This window comes from Actinoplanes sp. G11-F43 (assembly GCF_050589265.1).
GTDB lineage: Bacteria > Actinomycetota > Actinomycetes > Mycobacteriales > Micromonosporaceae > Actinoplanes.
In genome coordinates, this window is the sequence record NZ_JBNZCE010000045.1 from 22,834 (window position 1) to 44,119 (window position 21,286).

Annotated in this window: 20 protein-coding genes; 11 read left to right on the forward strand and 9 right to left on the reverse strand. The window is 70.7% G+C overall.

Features of this window, described 5'->3' with window-relative positions; genetic code table 11:
• Positions 1–103: 103 nt before the first annotated feature.
• From ACQ0O7_RS38590 to ACQ0O7_RS38615, 6 genes are all read left to right on the forward strand, one after another.
• Positions 104–1,033, forward strand: coding sequence for an ABC transporter ATP-binding protein (locus tag ACQ0O7_RS38590; RefSeq protein WP_430790180.1), 930 nt, complete (start codon positions 104–106; stop codon positions 1,031–1,033).
• A gap of 40 nt (positions 1,034–1,073) precedes the next feature.
• Complete coding sequence (locus ACQ0O7_RS38595) at positions 1,074–1,862, forward strand: ABC transporter permease (RefSeq protein ID WP_430790182.1); 789 nt, start codon at positions 1,074–1,076, stop codon at positions 1,860–1,862.
• A gap of 31 nt (positions 1,863–1,893) precedes the next feature.
• A complete protein-coding gene (locus tag ACQ0O7_RS38600; protein WP_430790456.1) occupies positions 1,894–3,153 on the forward strand; it encodes a sensor histidine kinase in 1,260 nt (419 codons plus the stop codon).
• Positions 3,154–3,340: 187 nt separating this feature from the next.
• Positions 3,341–3,658, forward strand: a complete 318-nt coding sequence (locus ACQ0O7_RS38605) for a hypothetical protein (protein ID WP_430790184.1) — start codon at positions 3,341–3,343, stop codon at positions 3,656–3,658.
• On the forward strand, positions 3,655–4,479 hold the full coding sequence (locus ACQ0O7_RS38610; protein ID WP_430790186.1) for a class II aldolase/adducin family protein: 825 nt from the start codon (positions 3,655–3,657) through the stop codon (positions 4,477–4,479). The genes ACQ0O7_RS38605 and ACQ0O7_RS38610 overlap by 4 nt, the downstream gene beginning before the upstream one ends.
• 148 nt (positions 4,480–4,627) lie before the next feature.
• Entirely contained in the window at positions 4,628–5,014 is a 387-nt protein-coding gene (locus ACQ0O7_RS38615; RefSeq protein ID WP_430790188.1) for a protease complex subunit PrcB family protein, read from the forward strand.
• On the opposite strand, the gene ACQ0O7_RS38620 is transcribed toward ACQ0O7_RS38615, so the two are convergent.
• Positions 5,004–5,285: a hypothetical protein gene (locus ACQ0O7_RS38620; protein WP_430790190.1), complete on the reverse strand. Its 282-nt coding sequence runs from the start codon at positions 5,283–5,285 to the stop codon at positions 5,004–5,006. The genes ACQ0O7_RS38615 and ACQ0O7_RS38620 overlap by 11 nt on opposite strands.
• A gap of 26 nt (positions 5,286–5,311) precedes the next feature.
• On the opposite strand from ACQ0O7_RS38620, the gene ACQ0O7_RS38625 reads away from it, so the two are divergent.
• Positions 5,312–5,662 carry an Atu4866 domain-containing protein gene (locus ACQ0O7_RS38625; protein ID WP_430790192.1) on the forward strand — a complete coding sequence of 117 codons (351 nt, stop codon included), beginning with the start codon at positions 5,312–5,314 and terminating at the stop codon, positions 5,660–5,662.
• Between the two features lie 174 nt (positions 5,663–5,836).
• Here the strand turns inward: ACQ0O7_RS38625 and ACQ0O7_RS38630 are convergent, their stop codons facing one another.
• Entirely contained in the window at positions 5,837–6,832 is a 996-nt protein-coding gene (locus ACQ0O7_RS38630) for a hypothetical protein (RefSeq protein ID WP_430790194.1), read from the reverse strand.
• 428 nt (positions 6,833–7,260) lie between these two features.
• On the opposite strand from ACQ0O7_RS38630, the gene ACQ0O7_RS38635 reads away from it, so the two are divergent.
• Both ACQ0O7_RS38635 and ACQ0O7_RS38640 read left to right on the forward strand, forming a co-directional pair.
• Positions 7,261–7,500, forward strand: coding sequence for a hypothetical protein (locus ACQ0O7_RS38635; RefSeq protein WP_430790196.1), 240 nt, complete (start codon positions 7,261–7,263; stop codon positions 7,498–7,500).
• 101 nt (positions 7,501–7,601) lie between these two features.
• Positions 7,602–8,009 (forward strand): RidA family protein, encoded by a 408-nt coding sequence (locus ACQ0O7_RS38640; protein ID WP_430790198.1) that lies wholly within the window; start codon positions 7,602–7,604, stop codon positions 8,007–8,009.
• Here the strand turns inward: ACQ0O7_RS38640 and ACQ0O7_RS38645 are convergent.
• The 6 genes from ACQ0O7_RS38645 to ACQ0O7_RS38670 form a co-directional block, all read right to left on the reverse strand.
• Positions 7,983–8,378 (reverse strand): winged helix-turn-helix transcriptional regulator, encoded by a 396-nt coding sequence (locus ACQ0O7_RS38645; protein WP_430790200.1) that lies wholly within the window; start codon positions 8,376–8,378, stop codon positions 7,983–7,985. The two genes, ACQ0O7_RS38640 and ACQ0O7_RS38645, sit on opposite strands and share 27 nt — an antisense overlap.
• A gap of 119 nt (positions 8,379–8,497) precedes the next feature.
• The gene (locus ACQ0O7_RS38650; RefSeq protein ID WP_430790202.1) at positions 8,498–9,310 is read right to left on the reverse strand and encodes a matrixin family metalloprotease; all 813 of its coding nucleotides are present in this window, start codon (positions 9,308–9,310) and stop codon (positions 8,498–8,500) included.
• Entirely contained in the window at positions 9,307–10,689 is a 1,383-nt protein-coding gene (locus ACQ0O7_RS38655; protein WP_430790204.1) for a hypothetical protein, read from the reverse strand. The genes ACQ0O7_RS38650 and ACQ0O7_RS38655 overlap by 4 nt, the downstream gene beginning before the upstream one ends.
• Complete coding sequence (locus tag ACQ0O7_RS38660) at positions 10,686–14,912, reverse strand: hypothetical protein (protein ID WP_430790206.1); 4,227 nt, start codon at positions 14,910–14,912, stop codon at positions 10,686–10,688. The genes ACQ0O7_RS38655 and ACQ0O7_RS38660 overlap by 4 nt, the downstream gene beginning before the upstream one ends.
• The gene (locus ACQ0O7_RS38665; protein ID WP_430790208.1) at positions 14,909–16,729 is read right to left on the reverse strand and encodes a CHAT domain-containing protein; all 1,821 of its coding nucleotides are present in this window, start codon (positions 16,727–16,729) and stop codon (positions 14,909–14,911) included. Before ACQ0O7_RS38665 ends, ACQ0O7_RS38660 begins: the two co-directional genes overlap by 4 nt.
• Positions 16,730–17,082: 353 nt before the next feature.
• A complete protein-coding gene (locus ACQ0O7_RS38670) occupies positions 17,083–17,364 on the reverse strand; it encodes a hypothetical protein (RefSeq protein ID WP_430790210.1) in 282 nt (93 codons plus the stop codon).
• Between the two features lie 105 nt (positions 17,365–17,469).
• Between ACQ0O7_RS38670 and ACQ0O7_RS38675 the strand changes: the two genes are divergently transcribed.
• Positions 17,470–18,150 (forward strand): hypothetical protein, encoded by a 681-nt coding sequence (locus tag ACQ0O7_RS38675; protein ID WP_430790212.1) that lies wholly within the window; start codon positions 17,470–17,472, stop codon positions 18,148–18,150.
• A gap of 1,570 nt (positions 18,151–19,720) precedes the next feature.
• Here ACQ0O7_RS38675 and ACQ0O7_RS38680 read toward each other — a convergent pair.
• The gene (locus ACQ0O7_RS38680) at positions 19,721–20,125 is read right to left on the reverse strand and encodes a MerR family transcriptional regulator (protein WP_430790214.1); all 405 of its coding nucleotides are present in this window, start codon (positions 20,123–20,125) and stop codon (positions 19,721–19,723) included.
• Positions 20,126–20,188: 63 nt separating this feature from the next.
• On the opposite strand from ACQ0O7_RS38680, the gene ACQ0O7_RS38685 reads away from it, so the two are divergent.
• The gene (locus ACQ0O7_RS38685) at positions 20,189–20,950 is read left to right on the forward strand and encodes a methyltransferase domain-containing protein (RefSeq protein WP_430790216.1); all 762 of its coding nucleotides are present in this window, start codon (positions 20,189–20,191) and stop codon (positions 20,948–20,950) included.
• Positions 20,951–21,286 lie beyond the last annotated feature (336 nt).

Below are 21,286 nucleotides of genomic sequence, written 5' to 3' on the forward strand. Positions count from 1 at the left end.
GGCGCGATCGGCCCGGGGTCGTACCGCGATCAACCGATCGATTGATTTTTCCTCGAGCGCGATGGGCGATGTGATGAGCACTGCACGCGACAAGACTTTCGGCATGACCACGACAACGCATCCACGGACCACCCGAGGGCCGGTCATCGAAGTCAAGGACCTCCGCAAATCGTACGGCGGCCGGACCGTCGTCGACGGCGTCTCGTTCACCGTCGAGGAGGGTGAGATCTTCGGCATCCTCGGCCCGAACGGCGCCGGCAAGACCACCACCGTGGAGTGTGTCGAGGGTCTGCGTGTCGCCGACTCCGGCCAGATCCGGGTGGCCGGGCTGGATCCGGTCGCCGACCACGCCGAGGTCACCCAGGTTCTGGGTGTCCAGCTGCAGGAGAGCGCGCTGCAGGCCAAGCTCACCGTGCGCGAGGCGCTGGAGCTGTACTCCGCCTTCTACCCGCGCCCGCTGGACTGGCGTCCGCTGACCGAGCGCCTCGACCTGACCGCCAAGCTCGACACCCGGTTCGGCAAGCTGTCCGGTGGGCAGAAGCAGCGGCTGTTCATCGCGCTCGCTCTGATCGGTTCGCCGCGGGTGGTGGTCCTGGACGAGCTGACCACCGGGCTCGATCCCCGCGCCCGCCGGGACACCTGGTCACTGATCGAGGACGTCCGTGACAGTGGCATCTCGGTCCTTCTGGTCACGCACTTCATGGAAGAGGCCCAGCGGCTGTGCGACCGGATCGCCGTGATCGACAAGGGCCAGGTCACCGCGCTCGACACCCCACAGGGCCTGATCAGCCAGTCGTCGATGTCGACGGTCATCTCGTTCACCCCGTCCCAGCCGATCGAGCAGGAGATCCTGGCGGCACTGCCCGGGCTGGCGACCATCGAGCGCCAGGACGCCCGGATCACACTGCGCGGTACGGAGGAGACCGTCAACGCGGTGATCTCGCTGCTCGCCCACGCGCACATCCTGACCCACCAGTTCCGGGTCACGGACGCGACGCTGGACGACGCCTTCCTCGACCTGACGAAGTCTTGATCACCGCGACCACGCCCGGATCCCCGACAGGAGCAGCCCGATGCCCGAACCAGTGACGACACTCGCCCCGGCCGCTACCGACCGTGGTCCCTCACCCCGCGCCGCGGTGCTGCGTGCCGAGATCACGCTGTTCCGGCGGGACATCTTCAACGTGCTGCTGGCCATCGCCTTCCCGCCGGTGCTGCTGGGCATCCTCGGCGCCATCCCGTCGTTCCGGGAGTCCGTCCCGGAGCTGGACGGCCTGCGGGTCATCGATCTCTACGTGCCGGTGGTCGTGCTGATCTCGCTGGTCACGGCCGCCTTGCTGATCTATCCGCCGATCCTGACCAGTTATCGCGAGCTGGGCATCCTGCGGCGGATGTCCACCACCCCGGTCCGCCCGTCCACCCTGCTCGTCACCCAGATGTGGCTGAACGGGGTGATGGCCCTGATCGCCTCGGTGCTGTCGGTCCTGGTCGGCCGGCTGGTCTTCGACGTGGCCCTGCCTCGCCAGGCCGGCGGGTACGTGCTGGTGCTGGTGCTGGCCGCGGCGGCCAGCCTCGCCCTGGGATCGCTGGTGGCGGCACTGGCCCGCAGCGGCCGGCACGCGTCCGGCATCGGTGTGGCGGTGTACTTCCCCGCGCTGTTCTGCACCGGCCTCTGGATCCCGGTCCGGGTGATGCCCGACGCGCTGGCCACGGTCGTGGAGTTCACCCCGTTCGGGGCGGCCGCCACCGCTCTCGGCCAGGCCGCCGCGGGTGACTGGCCGGCCTGGTCGCACCTGGCCGTGCTGGCGGTGTGGGCGGTGGCCGCCACCGTCGCCGCCGTCCGATGGTTCCGGTGGGAGTAGACACTCGATGATGCAGACTGAGGGCGTGACGATGGCAGTCAGCAAGATCGACCGGCATTGGGACACCGTCCTCAGGTGGCATCCGTACTGTCTGCTGGCGATCAGCGTCCTGCTCGCCGTGGCGGGGCCGGCCCTGACCCCGGGGACCGGCGAACGGTTCGTCGTCGCCACGGCGATCGTCGCGGCGCTCGGTCTGCAACTGTGGTGGGAGCGGGTGGGCCGGGCGCACCGCGGCCCGGACACCGTCTCGGCGACGTATTTCACGCTCCGCTGGGTGATCAGCGTCGTGCTCACCTGGATCAACCCGTTCTTCGCGTTCTACGCGGCCACCGGCTACATCGACAACACCGTCCTGGTCCGCGGCCGGCGGTGGCAGGTGCTGGCGGCCTTCGCCCACTCCCTGCCGCTGGCCGTCGCCCAGGCCGGCGGGGTGCCCCTGCGGGGGTTCCGGGACTGGACCATGTTCCTGGGGCTGCTGCTGGCCAACAACGCGCTGGTGACCCTGATCTCCAACCTCGTGCTGTTCGAGGAGGAGCGGTCCCGGGACCGGGCGGCGACCATCGCCGAGCTGGAGCGCACCAACACCGCCCTGCAACAGGCGATCGACGAGAACGTGAGCCTGCAGGCCCAGCTGCTGCTGCAGGCCCGGGAGGCCGGTGTCGTCGAGGAGCGCCGGCGTCTGGCCGCGGAGATCCACGACACCATCGCCCAGGACCTGACCGGCATCGTCACCCAGCTCCAGGCCGCGGTGACCACCGCCGATCAGCCGGCGGCACGCCGGCACATCGATCTCGCCGCCGAACTGGCCCGGCACAGTCTGGGCGAGGCCCGCCGCTCGGTGCAGAATCTGGCGCCGCTGAGCCTGGCCAACGCCGAACTCCCCCAGGCCCTGCGCACCACCGTGCTGCAGTGGGCCGAGCGCAGCGGCGCCCGCGCCGAGTTCACCCTCACCGGCACGATCGTGGATCTGCACGGCGAGCTCCCCGCCACCATCCTGCGCATCACCCAGGAGGCGTTGACGAACGCCGCCAAACACTCCGGCGCCACCCGGGTCGGCGTCACCCTCAGCTACATGGCCAGCGAGGTCACCCTGGACATCCGGGACGACGGCCGGGGCTTCGACCCGCGGCGGCCGCCGCGACGCGACCGGACCGGCGGCTTCGGCCTGGAGGGGATGCGCAACCGCGCCGAGCGGGTCGGCGGCACCCTGACCGTCGAGTCCGAGCCCGGTTACGGCACCGCGATCTCCACCCGCCTGCCCGTGACCGGCACGCGTCCCGGCGAAGAGTAGGGCACATAGGGGGTGCCGTGCCCGGTGCCCCGAGGCGACGATTCTCCTGTGACCGTTGGTGATCCGACGGCGTCATGGGCGTCCGGGCCCGACCTCCAGCGGGTGCGCCGGCCGGGTGTTCCCGCTCGTCCGCGTCCCGGCGCCAGCACGCCCGGCGGTCAATCCACACGATAAGGAGCAGCCAGTCATGGGGCACCAATTCGCACTGATCCTGGACCGGGAACTCACCGAACAGGAGTCGGTCACGCTCAAGGAGAGGAGCAGCGCCGACCTCACCTTCGCCGGCGCGGCCCTCCCCACCGACGCCAGTGTCGCCGTCACCCGCGTCACCTTCGAGGACGAGGTGACCCCGACCCTCGCCCAGGCCATCGAGGCCGGTTTCGAAGCGGTCAAGGCCATTCCGGACCTCGGCATCCCCGGGCTCAGCGTCCCGGCCCAGCCGGCCGGGACCGACTCCGGTGACGACGCCCGGCCCGCCGAGGAGAAGACCGAGGCCCATTCGTGAACATCTCCCGCGAAGAACTCGTCATCGACGGTCTCAAGCCGATCTCCGAGGCGGAACTGGTCGCCAACTACTCGCCGGAGATGCCGTCCGGCTACGAGGACCCCGCGCAGGAGCGCCGCTACCGCAAGGAACGCCTGGTCGGCGCGCTGCGGCTGTTCGCCGAGTACGGCTTCGACGAGGGGGTCGCCGGGCACATCAGCGCCCGTGACCCGGAGTTCCCCCACCTGTTCTGGGTGAACCCGTTCCTCATCCCGTTCGCGCGGGTGAAGGTCAGTGACCTGTCCCTGGTGGACGAGCACGGCAACGTCCTGAAGGGCAGATACCCGATCGCCAAGCCGGCCTTCGTCATCCACGCCTGCATCCACCGGCTCCGCCCGGACGTGGTGGGCGCCGCGCACGCCCACTCGATCTACGGCAAGGCGCTGTCCGCCACCGACCAGATGATCGAACCGCTCACCCAGGACGCCGCCGTCTTCTACAACGACCAGGCGTCGTTCGACGACTACACCGGCGTGGTGGTCGACCTGGACGAGGGCAACCGGCTCGCCCAAACACTCGGTGACAAGAAGGCCATCATCCTGCGCAACCACGGGCACCTGACGGTCGGCAAGACCGTCGACGCCGCCGCCTACTGGTACATCAACATGGAACGCTCCGCGCAGACCCAGCTCGCGGCGAAGGCGGCCGGCGAGACACGGGAGATGAGCCAGGAGTACGCGAAGCTCACCTACGACCAGACGGGCATGGACGAGGCCGGCTGGTTCCAGTTCCAGCCGCTGTACGACCGCATCGTCCACGAGCAGCCCGACATGCTCGACTGACAGTGATGATCGTGGTGAGCCCTCCCGCCGTGGTCTGACTTCGGGTCCTCGGCACACAGCAGTTCCCGCCACGGCGTACTCCCGGAAGGGTCCGGGCGTACGCCGCCGGGGTGTCGTTTGTGGACCTGAAGTCATCTACCGTGACGGGATGGCTACCATCCGCACCCTGTTCCGTGGTGACGCCGACGCCGACGAACCCGCCGCGCTCATCCCCGGGCTGTTCCTGCTCCGGAATGCCGAGGAGTGGGACTCCCACTGGCGGTTGATGAGCAGAGACCGGGAGCCGGCGCCGGTCTCCTGGGACACCGAGCTGGTCCTGCTGCTGGTGCTGGGGGTGCGGCCGACCACCGGCTACCACGTGACGATCGAGGACGTGGTGGGCCGGGTCCGGCGGCTGGAGGCGCACGCCGTCGAGCAGCGGCCGGGCGGCTTCACCGGCCCGATGCGGACGGTGCCGGTGCACGCGGTCGCCATCCCGGCCGCCGGCGACCGCGACGAGCTGACCCTGATTCAGCGGATCGTCATCACCGGCTGACGGCGCCGAGCATGCCGAGCAGGCGTACGGCGTCCGCGTCCGCACTGTCCGGGGCCGCCCGGTAGACGACGAGCCGCTCGGCCACGGAACCGGCCATCCGCAGATGGGCCACGCACGCCTCGGCGGCCTGCTCCCAGTCGGTGAAGAAGACCCGACCGGCCGGGTCGAGGAACGTCATCCGGGCCAGGTTGGCGGTGTCGGCGAAGTCGGAGTACAGCGCGTCCGCGATCGGGTTGCGGGCCAGCAGGTCCAGCCGCCGGTTGATGATCACGGCGGGCAGGTGCGGCCACCTTCGCGGTGATCAGAACCGACGATCAACGGCCTTGGGAGTACGTCATCTGGCGCCCCGAACATGCCGTCCACGTGCTCGTCGACGGCGTCACCCGGAGCACCGTCCCCACGGTCGGGGCGAGCGCGTCGGTCAGCCCGTACCTCGGCATGTGGGTGGACCGCACCGGCTACCTGCACCAGGAGCTGACCGCCGACGGCCGCTACGACGAGACCCGCGCCGGGCGCAAGCACGCCTACCGGGGCCGCTTCTGGATCACCGGTGATCGCATCGTCTACCTCGACGACCAGGGCTTCTGGGCGTACGGCGAATTCCTCGACGGCATGCCGCACCACGCCGGCTACCGCCTGGAGAAGTGATGAGCATCCTGTTCACCGGTGGCGCCGTGGTCTCGACGTCGAGGTAGCCCTGGCCGGCGACATGTCGGCCCCGAGGGGATACCGGCGTCTCCCGCGGATGCGGCCAGCGCTCACGAACAGATTCGCTGGTCACCATAGGTGACCGCGGCGGCTGCCGTACTGGAACAGGCCGGGTCAGCCGAAGGTCTCCGAGTCGGTGCTCACCAGGGGGCTGGCGTCGCCCACCGCCAGGGTGACCCGGATGAAGTACGGGCCGGGGAACTCCGGGCCCGGCATCGGCACCCAGAACGGGATGCTCGCCGTGTCGTTGTTGCTGGTCGGCACCAGCTGGTAGCCGAGGTCCCGGTTCTGCCAGACCTGCGACAGGCGGACGCCGGACTTCTTACTGACCATCGACCAGTTCAGCCTCACCGACTTCTTCCGCAAGCCTTTGAGGGTCATGTTCGCCATCACCTGGACGCCGTCCTCGGTCTCCGGGACGGGGCGCCGCGGGGCCGGCCGGGTCGTCGGCGCCGAGGACCACGGGGCCGCCCACTTCTTCCTGGGCCGCAGATCCGCGATCGCACCGATCTGGTCCTCCGAGGCGGCTTTCCGGCTGATCGGCTTCTCCGTCCTTCCTGGCCGGACCGGAAGGACGGTCGACCCCGCGATCGTCCCGTTCGGTGCGCCGGGATCCGTGTCCGGACTACACGACGGGGAAGGGGGCGGCGTGGGCGGAGACGCGGTGGAGGAGGACTCGGCGGGCGGCTGCATCGTGGGTTCAGCGGGGCTTTCGCTGGGGTTCGGGGTGGGGATCGAATCGGGCGCCCGCGTGCCCGAGATCTCCGGGACGGCCGTGGGAACCTGTCCGGCTGTGGGAACCGGGCACGAGGACGGGACCGGTGTCGGCGAGGTGTAGGCGACGGGACGGAACACGGGCAGCGCGACCGGGCGGGGATGTGGGGCCTCGAAGGCGGCCACATGCTCGGCGAGTGGCATCCCTTCGACGATCGTGAGCCGTAGCTCGGCGACGTCCTCGACATCGGCCGGCGGGCGCAGCGCCAGCACGGCGGCGATCGCTGCGGCCAGGGCCCCTACCCCGAGCACCCCTTTGTAGAGCAGTTTCGCCCGGTGCCAGCGCCCCGGACTCCTGGGTTCTCCGTCGTCCTCGTTGTCGAGGTCACCGGGCATGACACGCCACCATCCCGCGATAAGGTTTAAACCGGACTTTAGCCCCTAATGGTGCTTTTGGTGGGGAGATCGCCGGTGCGGATCATCGGAGGAGTGATGCGACGTACCCCTATCGGGCTTTCGATCTTTCTTTGCCGGCGCCCCACCGGCCGAGGCGCCGTCCACGTCAGCGGATGCCACTACTCAGCCGGCCAGTGACAGCCGGCCGTTCGCGGAGCTGGAGGAGCGGTTCGGGGGCCGCTCGGGGTCTACGCCGTGGAGCACCGGGAACGGGCGGGAGGTCGCGCACCGGGCCGATGAACGGTTGCGCATGCGTCGACGTTCAAGGCGCTGCCGGCCGCCGCACTGCCGCGCCGCCTGCCCGACGACGAGCTGGACGGGTAGTCCGGTATTCGACATCGGACCTGCGAGAGTTCGTCTTCGGCGACGTGCTGCCCGAGCGGCGCTGTCGGCTGTTCACCACGTTGCCGGCCGGGAACACGACCGGGGATCCGTACGTCCGGGCCGGTGACAAGACCGGCAGTGGGGACTTCGGCACCCGCAACGCCATCGCGGTGGTGTGGCCGCTGGTCATCGCGGTGCAGTCGGATCGAGGGAGGCCCGGCGCGGCCTCCGACGACGAGTTGATCGCCGAGGCCACCCGGGCGGTGCTGAAACAGCTGCGCTGAGTGGGTTACCGGAAGGTGACCGGGTTTCGGAAAAGTGCCTTCTTCCCAGGCCAGCACCGGTCTCTTACGGTTACTGAGGAACCACAAGAGAGGAGATTCGGATGGCTGTGACACTCATCAACCCGCCCGGCCTGCCGGTGGTCGAGGTCTATCACCAGGTGTCGGTGGCCACCGGTTCGAAGCTGGTGCACGTCGCCGGGCAGGTCGCCCGGACCGCGGACGGCACGCTCGTCGGGGAGGGCGACCTGGCCGCGCAGGTCGAGCAGTGCTACGTCAACGTGGCGGCCGCGCTGGCCGGCGCCGGGGCCGGGTTCGACGACGTGGTCAAGCTGACCGTGCACGTCGTCGACTGGCGGCCGGAGAAGATGGGCGCCCTGGTCGAGGGCATCGGCCGGGCCGCGGCCCGGCTCGGGTTCACCGCGGCCCCGCCGGCCTCGCTGTTCGGGATCGTCACCCTGGACGTGCCCGAGCACCTGGTGGAGCTAGAGGTGACGGCCGTCGTCGACTGACCGGCGGGCGGCCTCGATGTGCGGCAGGTACTCCTGGGTCCAGCCGCACATCCCGTCCACCACCGAGCGCAGGGCCTGCCCCGCCTCGGTCAGCTGGTAGTCGACGCGGGGCGGGACGGTCGGGTGCACGGTCCGGGTGATCATGCCGTTGCGTTCCAGCATGCGCAGGTTCTGGGTGAGCATCTTGTGGCTGATCCCGCCGATCTCGTCACGCAGCTCACTGAACCGCATGGTGCGCTGCCCGACGAACTCGATAATTAGCAGCGCCCACTTGTTGGCGATCTCGGAGAAGATCTCCCGGGCCAGTGAGTCGGCGCGGGCCAGGTCGGCGTCGGGCGGCAGCTGGCTGATCTCCTGGCGGGTTCCCACCGGGCCACTCTCCAGCAGTTCCCCGGTCACCGCAAGAGAGCGCGGTGAGCGGGTCGACCCGGGTGCCGATTTCCGGCTCGATCCGAGCCGGAAATCGGCACCCGAACGGAGTGCGGCTGTCAGTCGGCGTACGAGAACTCCGCGTCCGGGCCGCCGTAGACCAGACGGGCGCCGATCCGGTCCGATTCGGTGAACCGCAGTTGCGGGTCGCCGACGTTACGGCCGAGGTAGTGCATCACCGATCTGGGGTCGTACCCGGTCAGCTCGATGACGTGATCCATGTTCTCCGGTGCGAAATCCTCCGGCGTCTCCGGGCGGATGTGCTCGTGCCGGAATCCGAGGGTGTGCCCGAGTTCGTGGCGCATCACCCCGACCGGCGAGAACGGCCCATCGGTGTCGAAGAAGCCGTCGAACGCCCACACCACCCGGCGGTCCAGCGGCTCGTCCGGGAAGAACGCCATCGCCACCGTGGTCCCGCCACCGGCCTGCCGCAGCACCGGGAACGTGACATCACCGAGTTTCAGCCCCTCGTCGGTGTCCTTGGCCGCCACGTGTTCGAACCTGATCCCGCAGATGCTCTGCCAGTCGCTGACCGCCGACGCCATGCCGTCGACCACGGCCCGGTATTCCTGGTCGTTCGGGAACGACGGACGCCATACGACGTACGTCAATGTCTTTCCCGGCCGCCACCGCAACGTCCGGCCGTCCCGCTCGATACCGAGAAGGCCCTGTTTCTCCGCGTCCGGATCGGCCTGCAGCGCCTCGGCGATCTCGATCCGGCGGGCGGCGTAGGAGAGCACGTTCTGTTCGGTGAGGCCGACGTCGCCCTCCACGACGAGCCGTTCGGTGTCGATGCCCAGTCGTTCGCAGATCAGCGGGACGCGGGGTGCCTCCGCGCGGATCCGCTCGACGAGTTCACTGGTCGGGATCATTGACGGCTCCTTCTGGTGACGAGTAAACGGGCGAATTCCGCGCCGGCCGAACGGTCGGCGTCGCGCAACCGCCGGGCCGGGTCGACGTCGTGCGGGGTGTGCTCGCGGGTCATCGCCGCGGCCCGGGTCGATTCGGACGAACGGGTGCCGGCCCGCCGCTGGTCCACGATCCGCCGGGCCAGCAGGGCGTCGAGGCCGCCGGCGGCGTACCGGGCCGGGTCCAGCCGGTAGGCGTGCATCGCCGCGGCGGCCCACACCCGCACGTCGAACCGGACCGGCACCGGGCGGCGCAGCGACTCCTTGCCGCCGACGGTGTGCGCGTCCTTCTCCCGGCCGGCGTCCCAGGGCAGCACCTCGGCCAGGCGTTTCCCGCCCAGCCCGGCCCAGGCGTGGTCCGTCAGCGCGGCAACGACAAGATCCACATCTGCGGCGTACGCGTCCGACGGCCCACCCACCGGCCCATACGTCTCGGCCCAGCCACCCGGCACGGTCAAACCCAGCCGGGTCAGCACCGACGAACACAGGGCGACCCGCAGCACCCGCGTCGGATAACGCCCCGGATTACCGGTTCTGATCGGCGCGTCCCGGATCTCGGCGCGGGTGTCGGCGAGTTCCACGGTGAGCGCGTCCAGATAGGCGGTCCCGGTGGCCAGCACCCCGATCACGTCGGCGAAGACCTCGTCACACCAGGAGATCCAGACCTTCTGCCGTACGCCGTCCGAGATCGCCGCCGACACCACCGACCGGGCCTCGGCCGCCAGCCGCAGGTCCTCGGCCACCACATGCCCGGCCTCGTGTCCGACAAGGGTCAGCTCCGGCATCCGGTTGGCCAGCTCCCACGGCACCCCGATCACCGGAACCGGCAGCCGCTGCAGAGCAGCCTCGAACACCACCAGATCCTTGGCGTCCAGCCCCGGCGGATGCAGCGTCCGCGTCCGGGCCTGCGCGAACGGCGTCCGGTCGGTGCTGTAGAACACCAGCGGCGGCTCCCGCACGTCGGCCGCGCTCAGTGTCCCGGCCGCCGCGTCCAGGAACGGCTGGTAACACGCCCAGGCCAGATCGTCGGCGGCCCCGAGATGGTCGGCGAACGCACCGGTGTCACGCTGGGTGAGCTTGTCCCGGTAGAAGTCCCACACCAGGTGCACGCTGCCCACCCCGCGCCGCAGCGTGGGCAGGTCGTCCACTCCCCCGGCGGCCGCGGTGCCCGGCATCACCTCGGCGAGCATCCCCTCCAGGAAGTCCCCGAGCCGCAGCACCTGCGTGTGGTGCTGCGGCAGATCGCCGTTCTCGGCGGTCCGCTCCCGCCACCATCGCAGGTCCGCACCGAGCCCGGCGGCCCGGTCCCGCAGCCGCCACACCACATCGTCGAAGAGGCTCATGCGGACCCGTCCAACCGGTAGGCACGCCGGGGGTGGCCGGTGCTGACCGCCACCGCGTTGCGCCAGCCGAGCCGGCCGTTCTGGAAGTCCGCGGCGATCTCGGACAGCGTGCTGCCACGGCGCAGATGAGTGATCAGCCGGGTCAGACGGTCCGGGTCGTCGCTGAAGGAGCCGCAGATCACGTCCACGTTCGGGGCACTGGCGACCAGGTGCCAGCAGAACTCGCCGGCCACCATCATCTGCTCGGAGGCGTCGATGTCGCTCTGGGACAACGCCACGTCGAGGATCAGAAGCCGGGGATCGGCGCCGGTCAGGAGCCGGGCCACCGATTCCGCGGGGACGAGTTCCTGATCGGACATCAGTGTGGGAAGACCGCTACGGCTGACCGGAACCGCAACGATATGGATGAGCGACCCCGCCGAGATGCTCAGCCCGTATCCGTGATTGACCTGGATCCCTGTTCCGGCACGATAGGAACTCGCGATCAGGGATCCGGAGAGCTCGGATCTCATGACGACGTCGACATCGACCTGATCCACATGGACCGGCTCCGACGTGCCGGTGCCGGAATGCCGGCGGATCAACGCCCGGTGCTCTCCCGCGATCGCCTCCCACGGCCAGCGGGCCGCGGCGGCGTCGTGCAGCAGGAGATCCATGTGTTCGCCCTCGGCGGCCAGCGCCGCGGCCAGAGGCTCGGGGAACCCCGGTGACCGCAGCAGCAGCCGGGGACCACCGGCGATGTCCTCCGGAGCGACGGTCGCCTGGCTCCGCGGGCTTTCGATCCGCAGCCCCCCGGCCGAGTCAGCTCGGATCGACACCATGCGGGCGCCGTCCTCGGGTACCGGCGGCTTCGGTTGCGGGGTCGTGCCGTGGATCCGGTCGGCGGCCTCGCGGGCGGCCCGCGCGATCGCGTCGTCCGGGTCGTCGTATCCGAGCAGCTCGGCGAGTATCTCCAGGGCCTGTTCGCGGGCGCCGATGACCCGGGCCAGCTCGATCCGGGCCAGCATCAGCACCGCCGGAGCGCCCGGCTCCAGGGCCGTCAGCTCCAACAGCCGCAGATGCTCCCGGGGCACCGTCTCCCACGGCGGCTCGCCGACATCGGTCAGGCCCCGGGCGGCGAGCAGTCGCGGCCCGGCGCCCTGAATGCTCTCCAGGTCGGATGCCAGCCACCGTAGTCGCTGGTCGGAGACGCCCCGCAGCGCGAGCCGGACGACCGCGAGTTCGGCGTCGACCGACGGCGGCGCGGTCTCCAGCCGGGCCCGGATCATCCGGGCCTCGGAGAACGGATCCACCTGGGCGAACAGCCAGGACTCCAGGGCGGCCGCGCGCAGCGACACGACCGGATCGGCGAACGTCCGCAGCCGCAGCAGGTGTGACCGGGCGGTCTGCGGATTGCCGACCCGGGCCAGATACCGGGCGAGCACCAGCCCGGCCTCGATCGCGGTGGTGTTGTCCGGGCCGGCCGCCGCCTGGCTGAGCTGGTCCAGCGCCTCGGCCTGCTGATCGAGCAGGGCGAGGGCCTGGCCCATCAGCAGTGGCCGGGCCGGGTTGCGGGTCCGGTCCGACTGGAGTGCCCGCAGCGCGGCGGTCGGCTCGTACCGCAGCAGGTGTGCTCTGGCCCGCCAGATCCCACCGGCCTCGTGATCGGTGAGCACCTCGCCGGCCCGGCCGAGCGCGATCAGCGTCTGTGCCCGCAGCGCGGCCGACCCGGTGCGGTCCACGACGGCGGCAGCGTCGGTCCAGAGTTCGGCGGCGAGCAGCCCCCGGGTCAGAGCTTTGACCCCGGAGGCACCCGGAGCGTCCTCGGCCAGGCGCCGGGCCACCGCGAGCCCCGACCGCGGCGGTGTGCGCTGGCCGGCCCAGGCGGCGATCAGCGCCAGGCCGGTCCCGGACGACTCATCGTCGAGGGCCTGTCCGAGCAGCTGCCAGGCCTGGTCCGGGTGGCCGCCGGCGTCGGCGAGCGCGGCCCGCAGGAATGTCACCCGGCCGGGTTCACCGGCGGCGACGTCCGCGCCGATCTCGCCCAGGTGGTAGGCGAGGCCGGCCTCGTTGACCGCGGTCCGCTGGCGGTTCGAGCGGTGCACGGCGGCTTCGGCCAGTTCCAGATGGGCGCGGGAGCGGACGGTGCGCGACGGCCCCCGGACGTCGCGGTCCCCGGCCAGGTCGACGATCTCACCGGCCATCGCGATCCGGGCGTCGCGGGAGTCGGCGGCGCGGTCCAGCAGCTCGCCGAAGAGGCGGTCGCCGTCGTGGTCGGCGCCCCGCCACGGCTGGTAGGCGTGGAACAGCACGGCACGCAGCGCCGCCGACCGGGTGGTGCCGCGCGACGACGACGCCACGTACGACCAGTAGCGGTAGGAACGGTGGTGGATGTCGTCGTACGCCGGATGTCCCGCCTCGTGCAGCAGGCGCCGCAGCGGGCGGCGCACGTCGGGGTGGAAGACCACCGCGTCGGGCAGGGTGTCGGCCCGGCTCACCCACGACGAGTGCGCGGTGTAGTCCAGCAGGGTCTCCCAGGCCCGGTCCAGCGCGCCCGGCCCGGTCACCTGGTCGGGCCGTGGCTCCGGCCAGCGGCTGACGTCGGCGGGGGGTGGCGGCAGCGGGTCCCGGCTGGTGTCGTCGTAGCCTCGCCCGCCGGCGGCGAACGCGGTCAGCGCCGGCCAGATCACCTGCTCGACGGCTTCCCGGCTGAGGATCGGCAGCAGCGCGCCCCAGCGCAGCAGCCACTGCACCGGCCCGTCGGCGATCCGGTCGACGACCCGGTCGACCAGGTAGAACAGGTCGACCCGCTGGAACGAGGCGATGGTCTCGGCGGTGACGTCCGGCCGCCCGGTGACGTATTCGGCGAGCAGCGCCAGTTTCATCGGGTTGTCGTGCACCCGCCGCACGATCGCCTCGATGATCTCCGGGTCGCGCACTCCGCCCTGTTCGGACAGGTAGCGGCGGGCCTCGCCGACGGTGAACCCGGGCATCTCCAGGGTGGCCATCTCCCGGCCGACGACGACGGTGGTGCCGCCCATCTGCCGTTTCCGGCCCACGCCGAGCCAGCGCGGGCCGACGCCGGGTGCGCGTTCGCGGCTGCCGCCGGTGACCGGGCGGGAGCCGGTGATGTCGTACCGGCCGGTGATCAGCAGCCGCAGGCCCGGCACCTCGCTGCGCACGTCGCTGAGCGCGGCCAGCACCGAGCCGAGACTGGCGCTGTCGGCGTGCAGCACGTTCTCCACGGTGTCCAGGGCGATCACGACCAGGCCGGTGCCGGCGGCGCGGGCCAGGTGGCCGCGGAACTTCTCCGGCACCTCGTCGGCGGCGTCCACATCGAGCTGGTCGGTGCCGCCGCCCACCGCCGCCACCGCCCGGGGCAGGGCTTCCGGCGCGGTGACGCTCTCCACGGTGCGGTATTTGGCCAGCAGATACTGGAACGGCGTACCGGGCAATTGGGGGTCGAGTTGCCCGGCGATCGACAGCAGGAGCCGCCACGGTTCGGTGGTGGCGACGCCCAGCCGGGTGACGTGGTCGAAGTCGATCCGGGCGACCGGGATGCCGCGGGCCGGGCAGTCCCGGCCGAGCAGGTTCTTCACGAACATGGTCTTGCCGCGCCCGCCCGGCCCGTGCAGGTGCAGCATCCACGGGTCGCCGTCGGCGAGCAGCAGTTCCTCGACCGGGCCGTCGAAGCCCCGGCGCAGGTAGGTGCTTGTCGCCTCCCGGTCCCGCAGTGCCCGGGTGTGCCGGCGCAGTCCCGGGCTGAGGCGTTCGGCCAGTTCCCGCGCGGCCGGGTCGGCGGCCACCGGCCACTCGTCGAGCAGGCGCAGCAGGTCGTGGGCGCGGGGCACGTCGTCGCCGGTCAGCGCCCGGTCGACGGCCTCGGCCAGGTCGGTGAGCGCGGCCGGGCGGGTGGGTGCGGCGGCCAGCCGGGCGTAGAGCGGTTCCAGGCCGGTGGCCCGCTCGGCGACCCGGGCCCGGATGTCGTCGGCCTCGGCCCAGCCGGTCAGCAGCGCGCGCCGCAACGGCTCGGCGATGGTCCACTGCTCGTCGGCACGACCGTGGGCGCCACCGCGTACCACCGGATGGTCCAGAAGCCGTCGGGCCGCCGCCGGGGAGCCGGTGACCAGTTCGGCCAGCGGCCGGGTGATGTAGCGCAACACCGCGCCGCACCGCAGCAGCCACCGGTCGCCGTCCGGCAGGGCCTCGACCAGCAGCTCCTCCACCGCGTCGGCTGCGCTCACCGGGGCGTCTCCTTCGCCAGCGCCCGCAGATAGTGCAGGCTGGACGCGAACGGGGCGCCCTTCATCGCGGTGACGAACGGGATGAGCGCGTCCCGCCGTGCCGGGAACCGGTCGGTCCAGTACTCGCTGAACAGGTGGATGGCGTGCGGCCACTCGTCGGCGTCGAACGGGCCGACCTCGATCGGTTCCCAGCCGCGCGGCCGGCGGCCCCACGGGGGTTCGGCCGGCAGATCCTTGAGGGTGATCATCAGCCGGACCCGGGACGACGGTGCGGCCCGCAGATAGGGCGCGCACAGCTCGGGCAGGATCGTGCTGTCCACCTCGTCGCTCATCCAGTCGCTGAGCCCGTTGACGATGACCAGCAACGGTCCGGTGCCGAGTCGTTCCAGCCCGTGCCGGAACCGTTCGATCACCGGCGCGCTGGCCCCGCCGGAGGTGAGGGTGGCGGTCAGGTCGGCGGTGTCGAACCCGGCCCGCTCGGCGGCGGTCACCACATGCCGCAGCACATCGAACCAGCGGCCGGTGACACTGCCGGCCAGGTCCACGTAGAGCACCGCGTCCCCGGCCCGGTGCCGGGCCTCGGCCAGCGCCCGCAGCAACTCCCGTTTACCCTGGTCCGGGCTGCCGTAGAGAACCACCAGCCGGGCTTCGGCGCCGTCGGCACGCAGGCTGCCGTCCATCGCCGTCCAGGCCCGCCAGCGCTGACTCCAGCGGGCCACGAAGTCCGGGATCAGCCAGACGTCAGCGGCGCGGCTGCCCACGTACGGCATGCTCACCGCCGTAGCCGCGTCCCCGTGCACGGTCAGCCGGGGCAGCGCCCAGTTCGACTGGATCTCCAGCTCCCGCCCGGCGATCACCCCCGCCGCGACGGTGCTCAACGACCGGCGGGCGATCGCGACCGCCGCGTCCACCGGCTCGCCGTCGAACACCGCGCCGTAGAACCGTTCACTGAAATGCTCGGACGCGGCACCGTCGATCCGCCCCATCATGGCCACCACGGCGATGCAGCCGGCCTCGGTGAACGCCCGGACCAGCGCGGCCGACCCGGTCTGGCAGGCGTTCAGCACCACCAGCCGCGGCGGCGACTGGGCGAACACCTCGACGATGCGCCCGGCGTTCCAGGCGGTGCTGGATCCGGTGCTGGTGGAGACGTACACCTGGGGTGGCTCTGCGGGGTCGGTCTCGCCGTGCCCGATGAAGTGGAAGACGTGCGGCCGGAACGCCGTCAACGCCGCCTCGATCTCCCCCGCCGCCGGCCGGTGCAGGGCCCGCAGCAGCACCTCCGCGTTGTGCCGGCGGGCCTGCCGCTCGATGATCAGCAACTCCTGATCGGCCCGGATGGTCGCGTCGGACGGATCGTTGCCGAGCACCACCAGAATCCGCAGCGGATGATCCGGCGCGGGCGGCTCCCCCGCCGGATAGTCCCGGTGCGGTTCCGGACTGCCGAGGGCCAGGCGGGCGCCGGTGAAAAGATTCGCGTTCCCCAACCGCAGCAGTTCCCACGGCAGCCGCAGCAACTCGTCAGAGCGCAGGTCAAGATAGATCCGGTCGTTCTTGAGCAGCGATTTCACCGCCGCACCGATGTCACCGGCGGTCAGCCGCTCCCACAGAATCGCCCCGACGGCGGCATTGGTGTCCCGATCCATCAGCCCGTCCCCGGTGAGACAGGAATCCGGATCAACGGCATTCCCCCCGACCAGCAACGGCGAATCGTCGAACCCACCCACGAATTCCGCGATCGTTTCCCGGCTGCCGGCCAGCCACAACCGAACGGCGCCCTCCCCGGCCCGCCACACCGACAGAACGTGATCGGCCATCACTGCCCTCGCCTTCGCCTCACACGAAACTAGTGGCGCTGGAGTCGACGCTGATACATCCGATGTGGCACTCCACGACGAGGATCAGGCGAGGCATTCCGCTAGTGCATGGTGCTCCTCCACTCCCCCGGGCACGATGCACACGTCCCGCTTTTCACACCCCAGGATGACCCCGGATCCGGTACGCCCCACGGCCCCACAGAAAACGGGCCGCCCCGCCTCGTCCCCGCAAGCCAGGCGCCCCACCGGACCGCCCGGCGCCCACCGGGCGAATGCGCCGGTCACCGACACCCACTCCGCGCATCCCGTCGCCTGGGACCGTTCGCGGGCCCCACCGATCCTCCATCCGCGGTCTAGAGGATTCGGTCGGCCGGTTTCCCGACCCGGTCGGCTTCCGGGCGCAGAACGATCCAGCCGAGGTCATGGTCCACGAGGGCGGCAGCCAGCCGCCGGAGAACGGACGGAAACTCCTCCGGCCCGGTCGACACTTCGACATCGAGGTGCCAACGGTCAGATCCGGAGCCCGCACCCGTGACCTCACCGTCATCACCCAATGCGGCCACGAGGAGGTCCTCGACGTCGTCCCGATCGATGTCGTCCGGCAGTGAACGCGGTCCGATGACCTCGATGAACATGAAAATGAGCATGATCGTAGCGACGACCGCGGACGGGCTTCCGCCACCTCGCCGCCCGCGCCGGGCACCGCCGCGGGGCGTCGGCGGGGCTCGTAAGGTCTTCGGGTGAACGTCTACGACATCGCCGGCCGGCTGCCCTCGATTCCGGTGCTGCGCGACCGATGCCGGGCACTGGCCGTTCTGGAGCTGATCCAGGGCACCGGGTACGAGTACTACAGCTACACCGCCTGGGATGACGACGAAGCAGCGCTGATGAACAACGGCAGCGGCGACGAGTACACCATCGTCTTCGGTGAGGCGGGCGTGTTCATCCTGCTGTTCGACCACGAGTCCGCGATGTCGCCCTACGCCGCCGATGACGATATGGCGCTCTGGCCGGGCCTGCTCGACGGGTTGCCGCCGGAATTCGCCGGCCACATCACCGAGCCGGCGTTCTGCGACGGCGACGACCTCATCGCGACAGCGGTGCTGTGGCGGCGGGCCACCGACGACCGCTGGCATGCCGGCGCCGGCATCACGTTCCCGCCGTCCCGCGGCCCCTACGCCATCAGCCCGGACGGCACCGACCGGCTCGGCATCCTGTGCGCCGACATCGTCGACGACTACGTCGATTTCGCCGGCGACTACTACGGAACAGCGATCGACCGCGATGCGGTGGCGCACATCGCGGCGCTGCGGCCACTCACCGACGACGTGGTCCGGACGCTGAACCCGAAGTCGAGCCTCGCCACAGTCCACACCGAAGTGGCCGCGACCGGCTACCCGATCGCAGCGACGGCCGGCTAGCGCAGTCCGGGCCGAGGGCGCGGATGGCCGGTTCCCGTAGGCCCGACGCGCCCACTCGGCGGCATGAGCGGGTCGAGGACGTTCTTTTGTTCGGTACGGCGCGATGGTGGCCGAATCGTGTCGGTGGATCGTTTTGGTTCTGGTCCGGGAATGCGATTTGGCATGATCGACTTCTTACACTTCGCGGTCGGGGTCCGGGACAATTTCGGTATGGCTCAGATGTCGTTGTTCAGCCGGGCCCAAACTGCTGCGATGCGGGATTGGACCAAGGCCCGTAATTATGATCCGGATCGTGCGGAGTTTCGTCGTCAGCACAAGATTCGCCGTGACTGGGGTCTGCAGCGGCGCCATGCCGAGAAGCTTCGACGCCTCCGCGAGAGCGGCAACCCGCCGCGGACTCCCGCCGACATCGTCGGCACCCGGGCCCATCCCACACCGCGCCCCACACCGCCGCGCCCCACACCGCCGCCGCCCCCGCCGACAGCAGCCTCGACACCGGCCACCCCCGTCCCGCAGCATCCACCCGTGACGCGGCCGGCACCTGCGAGGCAATCGGCACCCGTCTCGCGCCCGGCATCCGCCACGCGATCAGTACCTGCGAGGCAATCGACACCCGTCTCGCGCCCGACGCCCGTCACACGATCCGTACCCGCAAGGCAATCGACACCCGCCACGCGCCCGACGCCCGTCACACGATCCGTACCCGCAAGGCAATCGACACCCGCCACGCGCCCGACGCCCGTCACACGATCGGTGCCCGCGTCATGTCCGGCGCTTGCGGCTTCACCTGGCGTTACGCGTCACCCGGCGGTTCGACGGCAACCATCGGCAACAAGCATGCCGGCTCCAGCAACCCGGTCCGCAACAGCCGCAGCGCCGGCGGTGTCCCGGCCGGCACCGCGAGCCCCGCAACCCGGCGGACCGAGCCGACGGCCGCAGACGAACCGACAGCCCGCGGCCCCAACGCCGGACACAGTCCCGGCACGGCACGGGCCGCCGACACGGCACCGGACACAGTCCCGGCCCCGTCACGGCACCGCAACCCGCCGGACCAAGCCGACGGCCGCAGACGAACCGACAGCCCGCGGCCCCAACGCCGGACACAGTCCCGGCACGGGCACGGGCCGCCGACACGGGGCCGCCGACACGGCACCGGACACAGTCCCGGCCCCGGCACGGGCACCGGCACCGCGAGCACCGCAACCCGCCGGACCGAGCCGACAGCCGCAGACGAACCGACAGCCCGCGGCCCCAACGCCGGACAGGGCACCGGCCCCGGCTCCGGCGCGGGCAGCGGTTGGGCGAGCGTGGGGTTGTCTTTTCATGAATGAGTGTGGCCGACGCAAGACGGTGGTCACGGTGACATTCGATAAGGGCCGAGACAGCCAGGTTTCCGAGGGTTTCCGTGCGGTGGCCGGGGAGATTTCCGTCCGGATTCCTTTGAGCACTTTCCGGTTTTCGACAGATTTTCCTCGCGGCTTCCAGGATTCACCAAAATGCCGGCCTGGCACGCGGCGGAGGACGAGGAGCGCCGGGTCAGGTCTGACTACTCGGCTCACCGGCAGCAGGGTCAAGCATGTTCATGGTCGGGAGAGGGAACGGCGGCGTCGGCCATCTCTTGGAATCGGGGACACTCGTGGTAGTCGGGGTGGCGGCATCGCACGGCGTGCTCCAGCATCGTCTGCGACAGCGTCAGTCGCGCGATCCGCTCGCGGACTTGGACGAGCTGGCTCCGCAGCAACGCGCGGCGCCCAGCCCGGTCCGGTGCGGCGAACAGCTCCCGCAACTGTTCGAGGCTGAAGCCTGCCTCCTTGCCCAGCAGGATCTCCGAAACCCGAGTCACGTCTGCCGGACCGTACACCCGCCGGCCCGTGGCCTGTCGGGTCGGGCTCAGCAGTCCCATGTCCTCCCAGTGCCGCAGCACGTGCGGAGCGAGGCCGAACCGCGCCGCCAGCTCACCGATCGCGTAGTCCACCGTCGCTCCTTTCGGTCGTCAGGCGTTGACTTCAGGTCGACCTTAAGTCGCACACTCGGCGACATGACTGAGACGCGTGCCCCGAAGCCGGACCTCGAGTGGCTGCCGGCCGCACTCGACGCCGCCGAAGCCGCACCTGACGCGGTGGCTCTACGCGCTCGCGACCACGCCCTGTTGCGGCTCGTCGCCGGGGCGACCGTCATCGACGTCGGATGTGGCACCGGGCGTGCGGTGGCCGACCTGGGGCGACTGGGTGCTCGTGCGCTCGGCGTCGACCTCGATGCCGGGATGCTGGCCGCGGCACGGGCCCGTCACCCTGGCATTGCAGTATGTTCGGCGGACGCCACCGCGCTGCCCTTGGCCGACGGAGAGGCCCGCGGATATCGGGCCGACAAGGTTTTCCACACCCTGCCCGAGCCGCTCGCCGCTCTGACCGAGGCCCGTCGTGTCCTCGCCCCGGGCGGACGCATCGTGCTGGTCGGCCAGGATTGGGACACGATGGTCATCGACTCCGACCGGCCGGCACTCACCCGGCGCATCGTCCACGCCCGCGCCGACACGATTCCCCAGCCGAGAAGTGCCCGTGCGTACCGCAATCTGCTCCTCGACACCGGCTTCCACGAGGTCAGTCTCGAGGTGCACACGCTGATCTTCACCGAAGCCACGACCCGGCCGCTTCTCGACGGGCACGCCACGGCCGCCCACGAGGCCGGGGCGATCACCGCCACCGAGGCTGAGGAGTGGATGCGCGAGCAAGCCATCCGCGCCACAACGGGTCGCCTACTAATCGCGGTCCCGATGTTTCTGGCATCGGCAACCCGGTGACGGCGAACGGGACTTTCATGACAGCGGCCGGTGGCGTCAGAACGCAGCCCCTGCGGCGGCGGGAACGCGTCAGGAGGCGTGTGGTTGAGGTCTACGGCCGCAAGTTCTTGGCCTGCGAGGTCGGTTACCCACCCGCCGGCGCCGTTGAAGTGCACGTGGATGCAACCTGGGAGGTAATCGACCTCGAAAAGCTCGTCGCCGCGGGCCGTGCCTGCCCAGATTTTTCGCCGCCCCCATGAGAAGTCCCCATGAGAAGTCACCATGAGAAACGGTGTGAATCGGCAACGACTCACCGGGCTGAAGCCGCTAGTCCCGGCCGTAGGGCTCGAGCACCAC

Coding starts and splice junctions, on each gene's coding strand:
- ACQ0O7_RS38590 (WP_430790180.1), top strand. CDS start 104: ATGACCACGACAACGCATCCACGGACCACCCGAGGGCCGGTCATCGAA.
- ACQ0O7_RS38595 (WP_430790182.1), top strand. CDS start 1,074: ATGCCCGAACCAGTGACGACACTCGCCCCGGCCGCTACCGACCGTGGT.
- ACQ0O7_RS38600 (WP_430790456.1), top strand. CDS start 1,894: ATGGCAGTCAGCAAGATCGACCGGCATTGGGACACCGTCCTCAGGTGG.
- ACQ0O7_RS38605 (WP_430790184.1), top strand. CDS start 3,341: ATGGGGCACCAATTCGCACTGATCCTGGACCGGGAACTCACCGAACAG.
- ACQ0O7_RS38615 (WP_430790188.1), top strand. CDS start 4,628: ATGGCTACCATCCGCACCCTGTTCCGTGGTGACGCCGACGCCGACGAA.
- ACQ0O7_RS38630 (WP_430790194.1), bottom strand. CDS start 6,832: ATGCCCGGTGACCTCGACAACGAGGACGACGGAGAACCCAGGAGTCCG.
- ACQ0O7_RS38640 (WP_430790198.1), top strand. CDS start 7,602: ATGGCTGTGACACTCATCAACCCGCCCGGCCTGCCGGTGGTCGAGGTC.
- ACQ0O7_RS38650 (WP_430790202.1), bottom strand. CDS start 9,310: ATGATCCCGACCAGTGAACTCGTCGAGCGGATCCGCGCGGAGGCACCC.
- ACQ0O7_RS38655 (WP_430790204.1), bottom strand. CDS start 10,689: ATGAGCCTCTTCGACGATGTGGTGTGGCGGCTGCGGGACCGGGCCGCC.
- ACQ0O7_RS38665 (WP_430790208.1), bottom strand. CDS start 16,729: ATGGCCGATCACGTTCTGTCGGTGTGGCGGGCCGGGGAGGGCGCCGTT.
- ACQ0O7_RS38670 (WP_430790210.1), bottom strand. CDS start 17,364: ATGTTCATCGAGGTCATCGGACCGCGTTCACTGCCGGACGACATCGAT.
- ACQ0O7_RS38685 (WP_430790216.1), top strand. CDS start 20,189: ATGACTGAGACGCGTGCCCCGAAGCCGGACCTCGAGTGGCTGCCGGCC.